Genomic DNA, 19,407 nt, shown 5'->3' on the forward strand with positions numbered 1-19,407 from the left:
GTTACCAGTGCCTTACGGGACCGGTATCAATATGCACAAAGTTACTACGTGGGTAATATCCTACACCACCTGCGCGCATAGATAACGCCGCTTTGCGAATATTGCTTAACGAAATACCTTCAATATGAAAATCCATGGCCTGCCCCTTGGTGTGATAGCTGTGTTTCGCTACACCACGGCTTCGTGCGCGGAGCTCATCATTGGTATCGAGGGAACGATAACCAGAGATAAGCTGGACAGGTTTGTTGCTGCCAAGTAATCCCTGCAACCGATAAAGATGATCGAACAGATTTGGATCGATGGACTTAATTTTGTTCGCGCGATAATCGCGGAAAAAATGGTTAAGTCTTGCTAATTCATCCTGAATATAGCCTCTGCCATCGAAAAACTCCGCCTTGAGCGATTCACCAGTATGCAGGTTATTCAGCGTCAAAATACGCGGACGGGGGGTCGAGAGGGTGGCAAATGCCGGCGCAGGGAGAATGGCGGCAGCACCCAGCGCAGCACCACCCAACGCCAGCAATCTGCGGCGATTAGCGTCAAATTTGTCCATGATAATCAGGTCTACAGTCAATGAATCGTTATATACTTTTTCCGCCTTACACGATGCTGAGAATCAGCACGCTATCGCTCGCCACGGCCATGATCTGCCTGGCAAAGGAGAACGTTCGCGCTAATCACGCTACGCATTGAGCGGAATGATATGTATATGCACTTCTGGCGCACGAAAGGCACCTTACCGGGCATTATTGCCAACGTCAAGGCAGCCTCACCCCAGGAAAATCGGGCGCTGCAGAGGAGCAGCGCCTGTTTTACCCAGTGCTAGGACAACAGAATCCATTGAACTACTTCATTTACCTGATTAATTGTTCAGCTTTCGTCAGAATTTGTGCGCTGGATCGCGCGGTGATATCGTAATTGTAAATATCTGTTCGATATTGTGTACGTCCATCAGCATCTACAAACGCGGTTAAGTAATATAAATTTACCGGTATATTTTGCCGGATATTGACATAACGCGTGTCCCCTTGCTTCAGAGCATCGGAAATACGCGTGTCATTCCAGCCTGCATCCTGCAGCAGCATATTGGCCAGCTCCGAAGCCTTATTCACCCGCACACAACCTGAACTGAGCGCGCGAACATCTTTCTGGAACAAATTATGGTTCGGCGTATCGTGCAGATAGATGGCATCCGAACTCGGCATATTAAATTTATAGCGCCCCAGCGAGTTACGCGCCCCGGGCGCCTGCTGAAAACGGAACGGCAAATTGTTCTCCGTAATGGTCGACCAGTCGACCCGGTAAGGATCAATCGCCTCTTTACTGTTCCAGCCGCGCATCACGGTGTAGCCATGCTGCTCCAGATAGCCGGGATTGTTACGCACTTTCGGCAGAATGTCTTTGCGCGCCAGGGTCGGCGGTACGTTCCACGGCGGATTGACCACCACGTTATTCAGCGCACTGCTCATCATTGGCGTTTTGCGGTCCGGACGCCCCACGATCACCCGTGAAGCCAGCACCTGACTGCCGTCCTGGTAATAGACCAGCGAGAACGCAGGAATATTCACCATAATGCCGGTGGACAATTTGCCCGGCAGCAGACGTAGCCGCTGAATGTTTAGCGCCAGCACCCCTGCACGCTGCGCCGAGGAGACATTAAGCCAGTCGCGGGTGGACTGGCCGATAACGCCATCTGCCCCCAGCCCCTGCATGGCCTGAAAGCGCTTAACGCCCTCCACCAGCTGGCGATCGTACACACCGCGCGCCGCAGGTTTACTCTTCTTCTTCGCCGACGGGCTCACCACGTCGCCGGGCAGAACGATATTCGCGGTATTCTCCAGCATGCCGGTACGCTGGAGGATCTCGCGCAAGGCGCCGATATCATTGCTCCACTCGCCGGGACGCAGCGAGCCGCTGCCGGTCATCTGCGGCCATGGTCGTGAATCAGCCACCAGCGCCAGCAGCGACTGGTGCATGGCCTCATATTGCGGATGATGCGGCGCCAGGCCGGCGATAAACGCCGGCAGAGAACCATTGTCCAGCGCCAGCTGCCACTGGTTAATGACCGACAGCGGCGGGGTCGCCATCTTGTACGGTGTCGAGCTATATAACCAGCGAGTCCCCTGGGTGGGGATGCCGCTGATAAAGTGCAGATAGCCCATCATGGCATCCGACAACACCACATCGCGCGCCATGCCGCTGACGGCGGGATCGGTCAACAGGCTGACCCAGGTGGTAAATTGTGGCTGAAAACCGGCGATGGCAATTTCCGCCAGCTGCTGCTGAAACGCCTGCACGGCCTCACGGTTTTCCCACATCGGTTTCATATCCCTGGCGGCGTACAGCGACACCAGCGGATTCATAAAGACGGGTTTGTAGCCAGCCGGCAACAGCGCCTCGATCTGCGCGCGACTGTGCGCCGCGGCTTCCATCGACAGCGGCTGCTCACCGGCCAGCTTCGCGACCGCCGGTGATTGCCCATCGCTTTGCGCCAGCGCGACGGAAAGCTCGCCAGGCGTTGCGGAACTATCACCTGGTACGACTTCAGGCTCTGCGGCCTGGACATTGAACAGCGGAGCAAATGCCAGTGCCAGGCTCAGACTGAGCGCTGACAATGGACGACCATACCGTTTCTTTAGCAACATCCCTTGCCCCCTGTTGTCACACATTGCTGCCCACAAAATTGGGGCTCTTTTTCAGTATATAAAGACGAAAAGGCTTTTGCCTTACCTAATGTAAAGAAGCTTAAAGATTATACCATCCAGGCATACCGAACTGGATAGCAAAAAGGGCAACTTAACGTTGCCCTTTTCACCGCTTCCCCGCCAGAATTTGGCCGCATCCTCAGGAGGCGTCGGCCGTCCCCGGTACGGTTTCCGGCAGCGGCGCGGCAAACCCGCGCAGCCCCACCACATGGACGTGTTCATGGTTGTTAACCACTTTACGTACCAGCTTATAGGTGGTGCCTTTCTCCGGACTGATATTTTCTGGTGCCGCGATAATCAGCTGCATCTCCAGTCGTTCGCACAGCTCGAACAAGGTGGCGATAGAGCGGGCGTCAAGACGCGCCGCCTCGTCGAGGAACAGCAGACGGCAAGGTGAGATATCCTTGCCGCGCAGACGACGGGACTCATCCTCCCAGCTCTGGACTACCATCACCAGAATCGACATCCCGGTACCGATCGCTTCCCCCGTCGACAGTGCGCCGGACTCGGCGCGCAGCCAGCCGTCGGAACCACGGTTAACCTCCACTTCCATCTCCAGATAGTTGCGGTAGTCGAGCAGCTCTTCGCCGATGGTTTGCGGTGTGCGCTGTCCCATGTCGATCTGCGGATTCAGACGTTGATAAAGCTTAGCCAGCGCCTCCGAGAAGGTCAGACGATTGCTGTTAAACAGATCCTGATGCTGCTCATGCTGCTCGGAGAGCACGTCGAGCAGCGTCGAGTGGGTCTCGCGTACGTTAACGTTCAGCCGTACGCTGTTGACCTGGCCAAAGGAGACACTCTGCAGCCCCTGGTTGAGCATCCGAATACGGTTCTGCTCACGCTGAATAGTTTTGCGAATAATATTGGCCACGCTGCGTGAGCTGATCGCCAGCTTTTGTTCGCGGTTGGTCAGCTCTTCGGTCAGGCGACTGAGCTCGATCTCCATCTGCTCGATCGCTTCCACCGGATCATCGGTGCGAATAATATCCTGACGAATACGCTCGCGCAGATGCTGGTAAACGGCAACGAAGAACTGAATTTTGCGCTCCGGACGCTTCGGATCTTCCGAAATACGCAGCACATCGCGCAGGTGTTCGTTATCGGCGACGGCCAGACGCAGCGCACCCAACGCTTTATCCGACATCGACCGCAGATCGTCGGCGGAGAGATAGGCCAGCTCGCGGCGATGCAGACGACGTTCGACGCCGTTGTCTTTCACCAGACGCATCACCGCGCACCAGCCCGCCTTGGCGGTCACCACCTGCTCACGCATTTCGCAGTAATCGCGCTCCAGCTTGCGCAGTTTACGGGTCAGGTTATCCATTTCCGCTTCGCAGAAGGTCAACGCTTTCTCCAGCTGATTGCGACGGGAGCGGTTATTGCTCAGCTGCATATGCAGCTCATCGCGACGCTGACGCGCGCGCTCTTCCGCGCCGGCATCAGCACGCACGCCAATGTCCTGCAGCTCTTTATACAGATCGTTGAGCAGCTCTTTCTTGGTGTCATACGAGCTCTTCAGCGAGGCCAGCACCTGATTGTACTGACTGAGCTGCGCCGCATGGGTCCGCATCGCCTCGCGCGCGCGGCTGCGTTCGGATTCCGCCTGCTCCAGGCGCTGGCGCAGCTTCTCGTTGAGATCGCTGTTGCCGCTGAGCATTTCCGCCGAATCGGAGTAGCTAAAGTGGGCCCGGCGCTGCACGACTTCCGCCAGGGCAAAAGCCTGCTGACGCGCTTCGCGCTGGGTTTGCTGCGCATAGGCGTAATCTTCTTTCAGCTGTTCAAATTGCTCCGGGTCGCTCTGCAGCACCGAAACGATAGGCTCCAGCTTCGCCAGCTGATTGCCGTGCTGCTGAATAAAGCGCGCCGCCTCCTGGGCTTCATCCAGACGTTCCTGGATCTCGTCCACACGATCGGCCAGCGTATCATCCGCCAGCAGGTTCAGGCGCGGCAGCAGACGGTTAAGCGCCGACACGCCCTCTTTCGCCTGCTCGTATTGCACGCGGTTCTGCTGGTTATCGTTTTCATGGGCGCTCAGCGCACGCTCCAGCTCGCCGCGGCGGCTGTTAAGCTTGCGGATCTCTTCTTCCGGATCGTCCTCGAAAGCCACCGCCAGGTGGCTGCCGATGAAGCGGCTAAAGGCCTGGTGCAGACGCTGGGTTTTTTGTACATCGAACGACAGGGTGGCGAAACGCTCAGACAGCGATTCACGCTCGGCATGCAGTGTTTCAATGCGGTTTTCACGCGCCGCGCGACCAAACAGCGGCAGCGTTGGAAAGCGCGAATAACGCCACTGGCGGTCGGCAATCTTCACCACCACCGCCTTTTCCAGCTCGTCAACGCTGAATACGCTGTCGTCAAACGACTGCGGGTCGCCTTCGATCAGATACAAATCTTCCGGGCAATCTTCCAGTCCTTCGAGCTGCTCCGCCACCTGCGACAGATCCGGTACCACGATCGCATGGCGCGACGGGCCGTACAGCGCGGAGAAGTACGGCGCATCGTCCAGGCTGACGTCATCGTAGATCTCAGACAGCAGAACACCGCCAAAGCGTTCCGCCAGCGCGTTAAGGCGCGGATCTTCCGAACCGCCCGGCTGGCTGAGACGCTCGATTTCTTCATCGATGGCGCGTTTGCGGGCACCGACCTCGTCACGTTCAACGATAGCCTCGCGCTCACGCTCCAGCAGCTGCTGCAGATATTCGGTGACCTCCTGGCCGGACTCAAACTGCTCGCCGCTCTGCTCGCATAGCTGGTTAAGACTGTTCTGCGCCGCCAGCCAGATCGGCGCCCGGCGCATCAGCGTCTGAGTGCGCGACTGCAGCTGCTCCAGCTCCTGGCGCAGCGCCATGCGCTGCTCCTGAGCGTTAGACACGCTGTCGGCCAGCGACGCGATGCGCGCTTCCAGCTCCTGATGCAGCGTTTCCAGATCGTCGATCTCGTAGCGTTTGCCCTGGCGCTTGCAGAATTCGGCCAGCTGGCGCTCGGCGTCCTGCTGCTCGCGCAGACGCTGCTCCAGCTCATTGAGGCGGCTGCGCAGCCCCTGCGCCTGCTCGGCCTGATGGCGCTGGTTCACGCCGTCGCGCAGCAATTCGCGCGCCACGTCCCAGGCTTCGTTGCGCGCCAGCGGGCCGTTAATCGCCGCCACCAGCTGGTAGGCCTGTTCAAACTGGCTGTGCGCGGTTTGCGCCACGCTCATTTTTTGTTCCAGCGACAGCATTTTCTCCGTCGCTTCCTGCTCTTTCGCCTGGAAGGTTTCCAGCCACTCGTCGGCGCTCTCCGGCGTCAGGTCCGGCAGATGGCACAGCGCCTTCGCGCGCTCCAGCGCCTGCAGCGCCTGGTTATACTGAATGGCGCGGGTCTGCTGGACGTCGAGCGCCTGCTGATAGTCGGCAAGCTGGTTTTTAAGCTCATCCACTTCCAGCTCGGCGGCCTCAGCGCGGGCTTCGTTCTCTTCCTGCTGATCGGCAGCTTCCGCCACCACTTCATTTTGCTCTTCCAGACGGATCTGCAGCTCATCGAGATCTGCTTCGTAGCGCTCGATTTTTTCCTGCTGACGCAGCGCCGTCTGCACCAGGTTCAGATGATCGCTGGCGGCCTGGTAATCCGCTTCCAGATCGCCTTCGGCACCGTTATGCTCCTGCAGCTCGCGCGCCATGTCGACGTGCTTATACTGTTCCGCCGCCAGCTGCGAACGCGAGGTGAAGAGATCGCGACGATACTCCAGCGCCTTATCAAGATGAATGCGCCGCTCGTTGGCGTGACGCATATAGTCCGCCGCCACGTAGTTGGTGGCTTCGCTGATCAGGTGTTTGAATAGATCGCGGTCGGACTGCGTGACGCGAATGGCTTCCAGGGTCATGCGGTTTTCCCGCAGCGCCGCTTCCATGTCCTGGAACGCTTTACGCACGCCGCTGTTTTCCGGCAGCAGATAGTCGCGCAGCGAGCGGGTAATGGTGCTGGAGATCCCGCCGTACAGCGAGGCCTCGATCAGGCGGTAGTATTTGCTACGATCGGAGGCGGAACGCAGACGACGCGCCACGACGCCCAGATCGAACATCAGCGAGTGGTACTCGGTTATCGAGTTAAACTGCTTGAACTGGACCCCTTCCATCGTCTCCAGCTTGTCTTTCAGCTCGTTGAGACTGACGACGCGCGCCTGGCGATCGTTGAGCGTCTCGGTCAACAGCTGGGTCGGCAGGATGGAGGTCGGCAACCCCTGAATGGCAAAAGGCTTGATATCGACTTTGCGATCGCGCCCGGCAACCTGCTGTAGACGCACGCCGACCACCACGCGCTGATGGCGGGAGTTGATCACGTCAAGCACGGAGTAACAGACCCCGGCGCGCAGCTTACCGTGCAGGCCTTTATCGCGCGAGCCGCTGGTGGCCCCCGCCTCGGTGGTGTTACGGAAGTGCAGCAGGGTTAAATCGGGGATCAGCGCCGTGACGAAGGCCGCCATGGTCGTCGACTTACCGGCGCCATTCCCCCCGGAGAGGGTGGTAACCAGTTCGTCAAGATCAAAGGTTCGGGCAAAGAAGCCGTTCCAGTTAACCAGCGTCAGCGAGCGAAATTTACCGCGTTCAATCATTACTCTTCCTCCCCGCTATCCGGCTGGTTTTCTTCATTCTCATCATTGAGCTGCAGGTGATTTTCCAGGGCCATCGCTTCCCCGTCGCGGATCAATCGGCGCTGCGCCTCGCGCGGGTCGTCGCCGGCGCGCACATCGGCGCCAAAGCGGAATACCGATTCGGTGATGCGGAATTTGCTGCTGTCGTGGCCCATAAACCACACCATCCCCAGACGGCGCAGGCGGTTAAGCGACGCACGCATCTTTTCCTGCAGCTTCTGGCGGTCAAGATCGGAGCCGGTGGAACGGTTGTTCACCAGCTTCAGCAGTTTGGCCTCATCCGCCAGGGTCAGCAGCTCGTCATAAAGCTCCTGCTGGGTGAAAATGCCTTCGTTTGCCAGACGCTCGGGGCTGAGATAGAGATAGCAAAGAATTTTGCCCACCATCATATCCAGCTCCGACAGCACCGAGCGCGAAATCAGGGTAGTGGAGCGCGGGCGCAGGTAGAAGAACCCCTCCGGCGCGCGGATCAGCTCGACGTTATAGCGAGCGTAAAACTCTTCCAGGTAATCCTGAAAATCCATCAAAAATGCGTGATTATCCAGCTCGTCGAGACCGATATGCCGGCCCGCGCGCAGGGCGCTGTCCAGCGCCGGAAATAACGGATTGGCCAACGCCTGCGCCAGCTTAACCGGCATCACTTGTTCAATATTTGTCGATGACATGCGCCTGTACCTTGGCTCCGTAATCATTAATCGGCTGCCATTTTGCCGGCAGTCCGGTGAAATCTGCCTGGGCCACGCCCAGCTGTACCGCCTGATCCACGACGATCCGCGCCACGTCGAAATGACGCCCGCGCGGATACTGCGCCAGGAATTCGCGCGCCACCAGGCCGAGATCCAACGGTATACCTTTCTCTTTATACACCGTCAGCTGCGCTTCAATTAGCGCCGCCAGCTGCTCGCGAATTTCGTTAAACTCTTCAAATTCAAGATCCGCTGGCAGTTCGCCGGTGACCTCTTCATCGCGCAGCGCCATCTCTTCATCACGCATATCCAGCAGACGATCGGCGTTGGCGTAAGTCAGCGCCCACGGCTCATCAAAATAGGTCTGTACCGACTGGCGCAGACGCTGGGCGAAGACGCGGTTTTTATCCATATCGATAGCGGTACGGATAAACTTATGCACGTGGCGGTCGTAGCCGATCCACAGGTCAATGGCCTGCTGACCCCAGCTGACGATGCGGTCAAGTTTGCTTTGCAGGTCGAATACCAGCCGGTCGACAAAATGCAAATCGTCGCGCGCCAGGGTCGAATCCTGAATGCGCAGCAGATTCGCCTGCAGTTTGTCCCCCGCCGCATCCAGCGTATCCTGCAGTTCGCGCAGCGTGCCGGAGGTTTCCGACAGCAGCAATTCACAGCTGGAAATCGCCGCCCGCCAGTCTTTATTCAGCAACTGCGCGATATCGTCTTTCACCAGTTGCTGCTGCTCATCCATGATGCGCTGCGTCAGGTCAATGCTGTCGAAAATTTCCGCCACGGAATATTTCAGCGGCGCAAAAACGTTGCGATGCCAGTGGAATTCATCGCCCCCCTCCTCCGCCGCGTCCGCCGCGCGCTTCAGCTCACCGGCGACGATCGATAGCTGCATCGAAAGACGCAGCGTCGAGAATTCGCGCTGACGAATATAGTAATCGGTGATCCCGATCCCCAACGGCGTCAGGCGATAGATTGCATTGCCTTCAGTTACTTCGCTGGTAAAGCGGTTCAGCAGACGCTGGCGCACCAAATCGTTAATTGCGTTATTGGCGCGCTGGCTGATGGTTTCGCTGGTCTGCTCAAACGCATCACTGACGTGGCGGAACGCATCCACCAGTTCTCCCTCGCTCATTTCCCCTTCCAGCCGTTCGCCATTCAGGGTGGCAATCGCCAGCAGAAAAGAGAGTCTGTCGACCGGCAGCGAGATAGAAAAATCATTTTTCCTGGCCCAGGCAACCAGTTCGGGGACTGTCTGGGAAAATTCACTCATACTTTATCCTTGCATCTGCGGCTATGAGCCTGGCTCTTAAGCGCGGTGACATGAATATAACGGCCCAGGCTGAGATACGGCTCCTGACGACAGTAGCGCGTCTCCAGCGCCAGCAGCGCCGCATAGCTGTCATGCTGTTGGCGTTTTTCACGCAGATAATCATGAAACACCCGCACGCCGGTTTTGCTGACAATCTGCCAGCCAATCTCTTCCAGCCAGTGATAAACCTGCTGCGGTTCACGCGGATAATCCGGCGACAGCGTGCGTTTTTTCTTTTTTGGCATGCCCAGTTGTACGTAATCGAAATTACCGGCCACCATATTGTGCATCAGCAGGCCGTTAGCATTGTAGAACATCAACGACAGCCCACCGCCAGGACGCAGCGTCGACCAGAGCGTACGCAGCACCGTCTGGGGCTCCGCCACCCACTCCAGCACCGCATGAAACAGTACCAGATCGACCGGGCTTTCCAAATGCTGTGCAATATCCTGAGCCGCGCATTGTACAAAATGCATGTTGTCGATCACACCTTTATCGGCAGCCGCCTTGCGGGCACGCGCCACCATTTCAGCGGAGAGATCGCACAGCGTCACGTGATGGCCCAGTTGCGCGACTTTGATGGCCGTTTGCCCTTCACCGCCGCCGGCATCCAGCACCCTCAGCGGTCCCGGCCCCAGCTGCGCCAGTAAAGGTTCCAGATCCTGCCAGAGGATCGCCTGACGCAACTGGCCTTTTGTGGTGCCGTAAATATTGCGCGAAAACTTTTCAGCAATGTCATCGAAATTGCGATCCTGCACGGGCGACTCCACAAGCCAACACAAAACCGCTATTTTGTCATACCCACGGAGAGAATGAAGCGATCTGTTATAAGATCCGAACATAACTTTGGTTATATGGTTAAAAAAGGAACCATCTGGCATGCTTTTCACGCTAAAAAAGATTGTCGGCGGTCTGCTGCTGCCGCTTCCCGCCCTGTTGTTGTTGATCGGTATCGGGATCGGTCTGCTGTGGTTTAGCCGCTTTCAACGTACCGGGAAGTTTTGCGTGAGCCTCGGCTGGCTGCTGCTGGCGCTACTGAGCCTGCAGCCCGTGGCCGACAGCCTGCTGAAACCGATAGAAGATAGCTATCCCACCTGGCGCGGCGAGCAGCCGGCAAGCTACGTGGTGGTACTGGGCGGTGGCTATACCTGGAACCCGGAGTGGGCGCCAAGCTCTAACCTTATCAATAACAGTCTGCCGCGCCTGACGGAGGGCATCCGCCTGTGGCAGGCGAATCCCGGCTCGAAAATGATTTTTACCGGCGCGGCGGCGAAAACGAATCCCGTGAGTACGGCGGAAGCTGGCGCGAGAGTGGCGGAGAGCCTCGGCGTACCGCGCAGCGATATCATTGTGCTCGATCGGCCAAAAGATACGGAAGAGGAAGCCCTTGCAGTGAAGCGTGCCATCGGCGATGCGCCCTTCCTGCTGGTGACCTCGGCGTCACACCTTCCGCGGGCGATGATTTTCTTTCGTCATGCCGGGCTGGATCCGCTGCCCGCGCCGGCCAATCAGTTAGCGGTGACCTCAGCGCTTAATCCATGGGAGCGGGCCATCCCGTCTCCCGTGTGGTTGATGCACAGCGACCGTGTCGGCTATGAAACGCTCGGTCGCATCTGGCAATGGCTGAAAGGTAGCTCAGACGAGCCAGGGCAGGAGTGATTTGCTCGCGAGGTCGAAACGGGCGCGATCAAAGCGCCCGGTATTGACCAGACTATCCACCTCATCCCACAGCAGATAGAGCCAGCGCCGCCAGACGAATGCCTCGGAAACTGGCGCCTGCTGCAGGTAGCGCCATAGCAGTTGCTCGGCCTGGCCCCCCTCGGCCAGGCGGAACAGTTCATACTCGCGCGGCGCCCACAGCATCATCCCCGGACCGACCATCGCCAGCAGCTGATCGCTGCGCGGGTCTTTGAGCATGCTGCGCAGGGTGAAGTTACCATGCACCAACACAGCATTGTCATTGAAATCACGGAACAGCTCCGGAAGGCACTCGCGGGAGCGGAACAAAAGGCGCTTATCCTGCATGGTCAGGCCGGTGTCCTGATACAGGTTCAGGGTGCTCCACAATATCTCTACCCGCTGGCGGTACCAGTTCGGCCACAGGTTTTCCTGGGTATTGTCGACCATTCCCACGCAGCCGCCGCTGTCCTGACGATGCCAGGCCAACAGCGCCTCGACGATTTGCTCCTGCAATTGCTCCCAGCGCGCCGGGGTGCGCGTCGGCGCCTCCACCGGTACGCCGCGCAGGCGCTCAAGCAGCAGCACATCTGGTCCGGGATGCTCTTCGTGCGTCATCACGCCGTAAACCACCGGCATACGCACCGTACCACTGCGCGCGAGGGTGGAGATCTTCCATGCCAGTTGCCGCGCCACGCCGGGCGTGGTGAAACTTCGCGCCAGCAGCGGCATCGGGTTTCCCTGCGCATCATACAGCGACCACAGCGCCGTAGCGGCTTGTTCACTGACACACTCCACCCGGCTTAACTTTTCGCCCAGCAGATGACTGAGTTCGGTTCGCAACTGTTCCATTGTCGATTACCCCTATGAACACTACTGGTTTCATAATGAGCGCCCGCACCTGGGTTGTCATCGGATAAGATCAAAAAGGGGCAAAAAAAGCGAAAACCGGCGGGAATATCCCCTCCCGCCGGGAGGGGAAAGAGGACTAACGCAGCTCAGCGCGCACGCGCTCCAGATCTTCCGGGGTATCGACACCGGTGCCGGGCACTTCGGCCGCCACGGCGACATGGATTTTCTCGCCATACCACAGCACGCGTAGCTGCTCGAGCATTTCAATTTGCTCCAGCGGGCTCGGCGCCCAGCTGACATAGCGACGAATAAAGCCGGCGCGGTAGCCATAGATGCCGATGTGACGCAGCAGGGAATCACCGATGGTCTCACGGGAGTGAGCAAAGCGATCGCGATCCCAGGGTATGGTGGCACGGGAGAAATAAAGCGCATAACCTTGCGCATCCATCACCACTTTCACCGCATTTGGATTAAACGCCTCTTCCGCATCGTGGATCGGTACCGCCAGCGTTGCCATTCCGCTGCTGCTGGACGCCAGATTCTCCGCCACCTGGCGAACGATCGCCGGCGGGATCATCGGCTCATCGCCCTGAATATTGACGATAATAGTGTCATCACTGAACGCGCACTTCTCCACCACTTCCGCCAGCCGTTCAGTGCCGGACTGATGATCGGCACGGGTCATACAGACCTCGCCGCCGGCGGCTTCAACCGCCCGGGCGACTTCTTCGTGATCGGTGGCGACAATAATGCGATCCGCGCCGGATTCGCGCGCACGCTCCAGCACATGGACAATCATCGGTTTGCCGTTAATGTCCTGCAGTGGTTTTCCCGGCAGGCGCGTAGAGGCGAAACGCGCAGGAATAATAACCACGAAACTCATGAGTGACTCTCTTCAACCGTCAGCGCTCGGGCCTCTGTCTCCAGCAGCACAGGAATACCATCGCGCAGCGGAAACGCCAGACTATCAAGTTTGCAAATAAGTTCTTGCTTATCCTGACTGTAATAAAGCTTACCGTTACAGACCGGGCAGGCGATGATTTCAAGTAAACGATGATCCATGTTTCCTCCTGATGGACCGGATAGATTTCTCAGCAGCATATCACAGGAAGCTTGACGCCGGGATCAATCGGCGTCGATTTCCCACCCTTGTGTCTGGCCGATAAACAGCCCTTCCGGCAGGCGTTGGCACAGGATCCGTTCCGCCGATTGCCAGCGCGCGAAGTCGTTAATCGCCCGGCGCAGCCCCTGTTCCAGACCTCGGGTGATCTTCACCCCGTCCTCCAGCCACAGGGAGAAGATCTCCAGCTCCCGGCGTTTGCGATGTATTTTACTGTCCATTCGCCCAACCAGCTTACCCTGGTGCAGCAAGGGCAGTACAAAATAGCCATACTGCCGCTTCGGCGCCGGCGTATAGCACTCCAGACGATAGCTAAAGTTAAACAGTTGCTCGGCGCGTTTTCGATCCCAGACCACCGGGTCGAAGGGAGAGAGCACGGCGCTATGGCTGGGGGTAAGTTTACCGCCGGGCGCGGACTCCAGCTGCGCCAGCGCGTCGCGATGCAGCCACATCTCGCCAAGGGCTTCGACATTAACCGGCACCACGAGGCCCTCTTCCTGCCAGGCCGCCAGCAGAGCCGGTAACGCAGGCTGACGTAAGCGATAGTAATCGGCCAGCCACTGGGGGCGAAAGATACCGAGACTGCGGGCGCTGTTGCGCAGCATGATGGCCTCTGCTTCATCGCGGGAAAGCGCGTCGCGCGCGTCGTCCCAATGCGGCATCACTCGCCGGGTTAAATCATAGACACGGTGAAAGTTACGCCGCTCTACCACCATCACTTCACCGGCAGTAAACAATCCTTCGAGGTGGCGCTTATGCGGTTTCCACTCCCACCAGCCGCTGGCGCCTTTGCGTGGGTGGGAAAAATCCGCCGAGCGAACCGGGCCGTTTTGCCCGATATGCGCCAGCAGCTCGGCAATACTCCCGGCATGCTCCTCCATCCACGCGCGATGGTATTTCCAGCCCATATTGTCAGGATTCAACATACGATGGCGCACCAGGGCAAAGTCGCTGCGAGGCAGAAAACAGGCTTCATGCGCCCAGTACTCCATCAGTTCGCCGCTACGCAGCGACTCATCCAGCCAGTGCTGTGGATAGTTACCCAGGCGACTGAACAGCACGAGGTAGGGGCTGCGGGCCACCACGTTGATAGTATCGATTTGCAGCAGCGACATCTGCTGAATGGTAGAAAGGATGTCATTCGGGCGAGCGCGACGCCGGGGCTTTTTTAACACCCCCTGCGCCGCGAGATGAAGATGGCGCGCCTCGTTAAGCGATAATTGCAATACCGACATGCAGGTTCTCCGTCAGGAATTCCAGCACAGCGGCGGGCAAAGCCGGCGCCTCGGTTAACGTTGCGCCAACGTCGCTAAGTCCGCGAGCAACCGCTGTGCGCGTTCATCGGCCATTATGGCGTCGACCGGTAAATACCACCAGTTCGCGGCGGCGAAATCGCGACATTTCACCGCGTCTTTCTCGGTCATCAGCAGCGTCTGATCGGCGGTTACCAGAGCGGCGACGTCGGCCTGACTCAGCGCCTGATGGTCCGCCAGGGCTACGGTTTTAACCGGCTGGACGCCACAGTTTTCAAGGGTGGCGAAAAAGCGCGGCGGATGGCCGATGCCGGCCATCGCCACTACGTTCGTGAAAGTCGAGACATCGCGACGTTCGCCGGTAAGCAGGTTAACCGCCATCCCGGGACGCAGTTGCATCGGGATCTCCCCCGGACGCGCTACGCCACCGTTAACGATAACTGCATCAACGCTTTGCAAGCGCGACGCCCGCTCGCGCATCGGCCCGGCCGGTAACCACCAGCCGTTGCCAAAGCGGCGCACGCCGTCGATAACGACAATTTCTCTGTCCCGCGCCAGCTTATAGTGCTGCAACCCGTCGTCGGTCACGATAATCTGCAGATCGTGCGCGCTGAGCAATGCTTTTACCGCGTCGCTGCGCAGCGGAGCGACAGCGACCGGCGCGCCGGTACGCTGATGGATTAACACCGGTTCATCACCGGCCTGCGCCGTACTGGTCCTGTCGTCCAACACCAGCGGATAGCGTTCAGCTTTACCGCCGTAGCCGCGAGACACGACGCCAACGCGAATACCGCGCTGCTGCAACTGCTCCACCAGCCAGATCACCACCGGCGTTTTGCCATTACCGCCGGCGGTGAGGTTACCGACCACCACCACCGGCACCGGCGCGCGCCAGGCTTTTTGCCACCCCAGCTGATAGCTGAGGCGAATAACCGCACTCACCAGGCCATACAGCCAGGAGAGCGGCAGCAGCAGGCGCCACAGCGGCGATTCCCCGGACCAGATACGTGCGATCATTCGCCGAATTGCATCTTATGCAGCTGAGCGTACACGCCTTTATGCTCCAGCAGGTCGTGGTGCGTTCCGCGCTCTACGATCCGCCCGTCTTCAACCACCACGATTTCGTCGGCCTGCTCAATGGTCGACAGACGGTGGGCGATAACCAGCGAGGTACGGTTTTTCTGCAGCTCATCCAGCGCCGCCTGAATGGCACGCTCGGACTCGGTATCCAGCGCCGAGGTGGCTTCATCAAGGATCAGGATCGGGCTGTTGCGCAGCAGCGCACGGGCGATAGCAATACGCTGGCGCTGACCGCCGGACAGCATCACGCCATTTTCGCCGATGATGGTATCCAGACCATTGTCCATCTTATTGATGAAGTCCATGGCGTAGGCCATCCGCGCAGCCTCTTCTATCTGCTCGCGGCTGTACTCTTCGGTACGCGCATAGGCGATATTGTTGGCGACGGTATCGTTGAACAGGTGCACATTCTGTGACACCAGCGCCACCTGATCGCGCAGCGAGCTCAGCTTGTACTCGCGCAGGTCGTGGCCATCCAGCAGGATCTGCCCGTCGTCGACATCGTAGAAGCGTGTGATCAGGCTGGCGATGGTCGATTTACCCGACCCGGATCGTCCCACCAGGGCGACGGTTTTCCCTTCCGGGATATCGAGATTGATATTGCGCAGCGCGGCCACTTCGCGACCCGGATAGGTAAAGGTGACGTTCTCGAACTTGAGATTGCCTTTCGCCCGCTCAATGACCCGCGTACCTTCGTCTTTTTCCTGCTCGGAATCGAGGATCGCAAACAGCGTCTGGCACGCCGCCATCCCGCGCTGGAACTGGGCATTGACGTTGGTCAGCGACTTCAGTGGACGCATCAGCGCAATCATCGAGGAGAAGACCACGGTAATGGTCCCGGCGGTCAGGGTGTCCATCACGCTCGGGAAGCTGGCGGCATACAGGACAAAGGCCAGCGCCAGTGAGGCGATAAGCTGAATGATTGGATCAGAGATGGAAGAGGCAGAAACCATTTTCATGCCCTGCAGACGCATCTTGTTGCTGACCTTATCAAACCGTTTGGTTTCTACTTCCTGGCCGCCAAACATCAGCACTTCTTTGTGTCCTTTCAGCATCTGCTCGGCGCTGGTGGTAACCTGCCCCATCGTGTTCTGCATATTTTTACTGATATTGCGAAAGCGCTTGGAGACCACGCGGATCGCCACTGACACAATCGGCGCCAGCACGATCAGGATCAGCGACAGCTGCCAGCTATAATAGAACATCATCACAAACAGGCCGATAATCGATGCCCCTTCACGGACCACGGTGATCAGCGCGCTGGAAGAGGAGGAGGCGACCTGCTCAGAATCATAGGTGATACGTGACAGCAGCGTTCCGGTAGACTGCTTGTCAAAGAAGGCCACCGGCATGCCCATCATGTGGCCGAACAGGCGACGACGCATGGTCATCACAACTTTGCCGGAAACCCAGGAGATACAATAGCTCGAGATGTAGCTGGTGATCCCACGCAGCACCATCAGTCCGATAACCACCAGCGGCATCCATAGCAGCACTGAGCGATCCGTTTTACCAAAACCATCATCCAATAACGGTTTAAGAAGCGATAACATGAAGGTGTCACTGCCCGCGTTAAGCACTAACGCCACCGCCGCTACGATTAGCCCGGCTTTAAACGGTGCGATAATCGGCCAAAGTCGGCGGAAGGTCTGCCACGTGGAGAGATCTTTATCGTTCTGCATTCAATAAACCAGCTTGTGTTGAAATAGCCGCATATTCTACCCGTTATCGGCGGGCGCGCCAAACCACTGATGATACCAACGGGGTAAAACTTGATCCCGTAAGCTGTGGATTTGCCACCCTTCTGTGGAAAAAACCACCGTTATCTGCCCCAGCTGCGGCGTAGCGAACCAGCGATACCCCCTCTGGCGATAGCGCTGAACGACCTTATACGAGGGCATCCGCCACGCATTGTAGCGCGAAGCAGAGGCCAGCGCGGCCACCCCCTCCACCCGGCGGACCAACAGCGCGCTGGAGGAGGTATTACTGCCGTGGTGGGGAACCTGAATAAGTGTAGACGTCAGATGCTGCCAGTAGCGGCTGATCATCGCCTGCTCCGCCTGACGTTCAATATCGCCAGTCAGCAGGATGCTGGAGCGACCATCATCGATCCGCACCACACACGAGTGATTATTCCCCTTGGCCGTGCTGCCTGGCAGCGGCCAAAGCGCCTGGAAAGTAAGCCCCTGCCACTGCCAGCGCTCGCCGCGATGACACGGCAGATGCTGCGCCCAGCCTAAAGGGCTGCGCACCCACGCCTGCGGCCATGCCTGTAGCACTGAATTAAGGCCGCCGCGATGATCAAGATGCTCATGGCTCAGCACAATGCCCTGCAGCTGTAGATGGTGCCAGCGCAGCCATGGGATAATCACCTGTTGACCGCTGTCACCCTGCGGCCATGCTGGCCCGGTATCATACAACAGCGCCTTACCGTGACGCTCAATCACCATCGCCAACCCCTGCCCGACATCCAACATCGTCACCCGCCATTCGTCCGCAGGTGGTTGTCGGCCGAATGGCCACATCAGCAAAAACAGCACGCTGAGACACAGCGCCGGTGAATGCCGCCAGCTCTGAAAACGCCAGCCCATCACCAACAGCCACGGCAGGCTACTGATCCACAGCCAGCGAGCATCAAGCGTCAACCAGCCGTCCGGTAAACGTCTTAATCCCCAGAACAATACCGCCAGCACGCGATCGGCCGCCAGCCAGAGTAGCGACTCCACTATCTCCGGCCCCGTGAGATGCACCAGCATCGCGGTCAGAATAAGCGGCACCGCCAGCAGGGTGACTAACGGTACCGCCAGTAAATTAGCCGCCATGGACGTCAGGCTTATGCCGTGGAATAGCAACAGCTGCAACGGCATCAGCAGCAGCGTCACGCCAGCCTGCAAATGAACAAGAGCCATTAAGGCCTTCCACGGCCAGCGCCCGGCAGGAAGCGGTAGCCACTGGAACCAGAAGATCAGCCCCGCCACGGCAAAAGCGGACAGCCACAGGCTTTGCGACAGGACCGCCAGCGGGTCGGCAATGAGTATCGCTCCCAGACAACAGAGCCACACCTGCCACGCCGTCCAGCGCTGGCCCGACAAACGCAAAGCGCAGCAGACCGCAAGCCCTACGCAGGTTCGCAGTGCCGGCGGCTGCATACCGGTCAACCAGGCGTAGCCGATGGCGCCGAGCAGCCCGGCCAGCAGCGGCATTCGCCAGCCGATCCAGCTGCCCGGGAAAAGAGCCTGCATACCGCGCAGCAGCAGCACGATAAGAGATGCTGCCAGGGCGATATGCAGACCTGAGATGGCCATAAGATGGGAGGTGCCCGTATTTTGCATCAGGGCTTTTATCTCCGTCGGCAGGGCCAGCCGCTCCCCCATCCCTAATCCCAATATCACCGCACGCCAGGGATAAGGCTCCAGACGCCGGGTCAGCGACGCCAGATAGCGGGCGCGCAGACTGCAGCGGGTATCCAGCGCGGAAGCGGCGACGATCCCTCCGCTCAGCGGCCGGTGCTGGGCCAGCGCATAGCGCTGGCTGTCGAAGCCCCCTTCATTGAGCTGGCCGTGCACTGGGCGCAGGCGCAGCGTCATCAGCCAGTGTTGTCCCGCGCAGGCTGAGCCGGGGGTGAGATCTCCGTACAGCGTCACACCAACCGGAGGAAACAGATAGCGACCCGCCAGGCGCACAATCTGGCCTCGATGCAGGGTCTGGCCATCCGTCTCGCTGAGGATCACTTCCGCCTGCCGGGTGGCACCGGTGAGGTGCTGCGTGGGCCACAGGGCCTGATACGCGCTCAATACTCCCCAGATCATCAGCAGGAGCGTCATCGTCACCCAGGGGATAGCCGGCCTACACCAGCGGATCAGCAGCAGCGCCAGGACACCCGCCCCCGCCAGGATGCGCGGGCCCGGCAACGTGGGTAGCCAGAGGAGCGGCAGCATCGCAATGATGGCGCATCCGGCAAGCCATGGAAAACGCATAAACACCTCCCTGTGAGCGGGCAGTGTGACGCAAGGCAACGCTGGCGTCCTGCCAGAAAATCCAGGTGTGCGTAGCGCTTTCCAGACAATCGTATCGGTTGCACTCCGG

Annotated in this window: 14 protein-coding genes; 1 reads left to right on the top strand and 13 read right to left on the bottom strand. The window is 58.8% G+C overall.

Going from position 1 to position 19,407, the window contains the following annotated elements; translation table 11 throughout:
* Position 1: 1 nt before the first annotated feature.
* From B8P98_RS18495 to cmoM, 6 genes are all read right to left on the bottom strand, one after another.
* Positions 2 to 553: a YcbK family protein gene (locus B8P98_RS18495; protein ID WP_087805794.1), complete on the bottom strand. Its 552-nt coding sequence runs from the start codon at positions 551 to 553 to the stop codon at positions 2 to 4.
* Positions 554 to 854: 301 nt separating this feature from the next.
* Positions 855 to 2,645 (bottom strand): L,D-transpeptidase, encoded by a 1,791-nt coding sequence (gene ldtD / locus B8P98_RS18505; RefSeq protein ID WP_025712949.1) that lies wholly within the window; start codon positions 2,643 to 2,645, stop codon positions 855 to 857.
* Positions 2,646 to 2,844: 199 nt separating this feature from the next.
* The gene (mukB, locus tag B8P98_RS18510; protein WP_025712950.1) at positions 2,845 to 7,293 is read right to left on the bottom strand and encodes a chromosome partition protein MukB; all 4,449 of its coding nucleotides are present in this window, start codon (positions 7,291 to 7,293) and stop codon (positions 2,845 to 2,847) included.
* Positions 7,293 to 7,997, bottom strand: coding sequence for a chromosome partition protein MukE (mukE, locus tag B8P98_RS18515; protein ID WP_025712951.1), 705 nt, complete (start codon positions 7,995 to 7,997; stop codon positions 7,293 to 7,295). The genes mukB and mukE overlap by 1 nt, the downstream gene beginning before the upstream one ends.
* On the bottom strand, positions 7,978 to 9,300 hold the full coding sequence (gene mukF, locus B8P98_RS18520; protein WP_087805790.1) for a chromosome partition protein MukF: 1,323 nt from the start codon (positions 9,298 to 9,300) through the stop codon (positions 7,978 to 7,980). Before mukF ends, mukE begins: the two co-directional genes overlap by 20 nt.
* Complete coding sequence (cmoM, locus tag B8P98_RS18525; protein ID WP_080897555.1) at positions 9,297 to 10,097, bottom strand: tRNA uridine 5-oxyacetic acid(34) methyltransferase CmoM; 801 nt, start codon at positions 10,095 to 10,097, stop codon at positions 9,297 to 9,299. Before cmoM ends, mukF begins: the two co-directional genes overlap by 4 nt.
* Before the next feature lie 121 nt (positions 10,098 to 10,218).
* On the opposite strand from cmoM, the gene elyC reads away from it, so the two are divergent.
* On the top strand, positions 10,219 to 10,998 hold the full coding sequence (gene elyC, locus B8P98_RS18530; protein ID WP_025712954.1) for an envelope biogenesis factor ElyC: 780 nt from the start codon (positions 10,219 to 10,221) through the stop codon (positions 10,996 to 10,998).
* On the opposite strand, the gene B8P98_RS18535 is transcribed toward elyC, so the two are convergent.
* The 7 genes from B8P98_RS18535 to B8P98_RS18565 form a co-directional block, all read right to left on the bottom strand.
* On the bottom strand, positions 10,975 to 11,868 hold the full coding sequence (locus B8P98_RS18535) for a YcbJ family phosphotransferase (protein ID WP_080924439.1): 894 nt from the start codon (positions 11,866 to 11,868) through the stop codon (positions 10,975 to 10,977). The genes elyC and B8P98_RS18535 overlap by 24 nt on opposite strands.
* A 136-nt stretch (positions 11,869 to 12,004) precedes the next feature.
* Entirely contained in the window at positions 12,005 to 12,751 is a 747-nt protein-coding gene (kdsB, locus tag B8P98_RS18540) for a 3-deoxy-manno-octulosonate cytidylyltransferase (protein ID WP_025712956.1), read from the bottom strand.
* A complete protein-coding gene (gene ycaR / locus B8P98_RS18545) occupies positions 12,748 to 12,930 on the bottom strand; it encodes a protein YcaR (protein WP_012542316.1) in 183 nt (60 codons plus the stop codon). Before ycaR ends, kdsB begins: the two co-directional genes overlap by 4 nt.
* A gap of 63 nt (positions 12,931 to 12,993) precedes the next feature.
* The gene (locus B8P98_RS18550) at positions 12,994 to 14,223 is read right to left on the bottom strand and encodes a winged helix-turn-helix domain-containing protein (RefSeq protein WP_080897557.1); all 1,230 of its coding nucleotides are present in this window, start codon (positions 14,221 to 14,223) and stop codon (positions 12,994 to 12,996) included.
* A gap of 54 nt (positions 14,224 to 14,277) precedes the next feature.
* Complete coding sequence (gene lpxK, locus B8P98_RS18555) at positions 14,278 to 15,258, bottom strand: tetraacyldisaccharide 4'-kinase (RefSeq protein WP_025712958.1); 981 nt, start codon at positions 15,256 to 15,258, stop codon at positions 14,278 to 14,280.
* Positions 15,255 to 17,003 (bottom strand): lipid A ABC transporter ATP-binding protein/permease MsbA, encoded by a 1,749-nt coding sequence (msbA, locus tag B8P98_RS18560; protein ID WP_004201387.1) that lies wholly within the window; start codon positions 17,001 to 17,003, stop codon positions 15,255 to 15,257. Before msbA ends, lpxK begins: the two co-directional genes overlap by 4 nt.
* 36 nt (positions 17,004 to 17,039) lie before the next feature.
* Positions 17,040 to 19,298: a ComEC family protein gene (locus B8P98_RS18565; RefSeq protein ID WP_080924438.1), complete on the bottom strand. Its 2,259-nt coding sequence runs from the start codon at positions 19,296 to 19,298 to the stop codon at positions 17,040 to 17,042.
* Positions 19,299 to 19,407 lie beyond the last annotated feature (109 nt).

Origin of the sequence: Klebsiella quasivariicola (assembly GCF_002269255.1) — a bacterium.
Taxonomy (GTDB): domain Bacteria; phylum Pseudomonadota; class Gammaproteobacteria; order Enterobacterales; family Enterobacteriaceae; genus Klebsiella; species Klebsiella quasivariicola.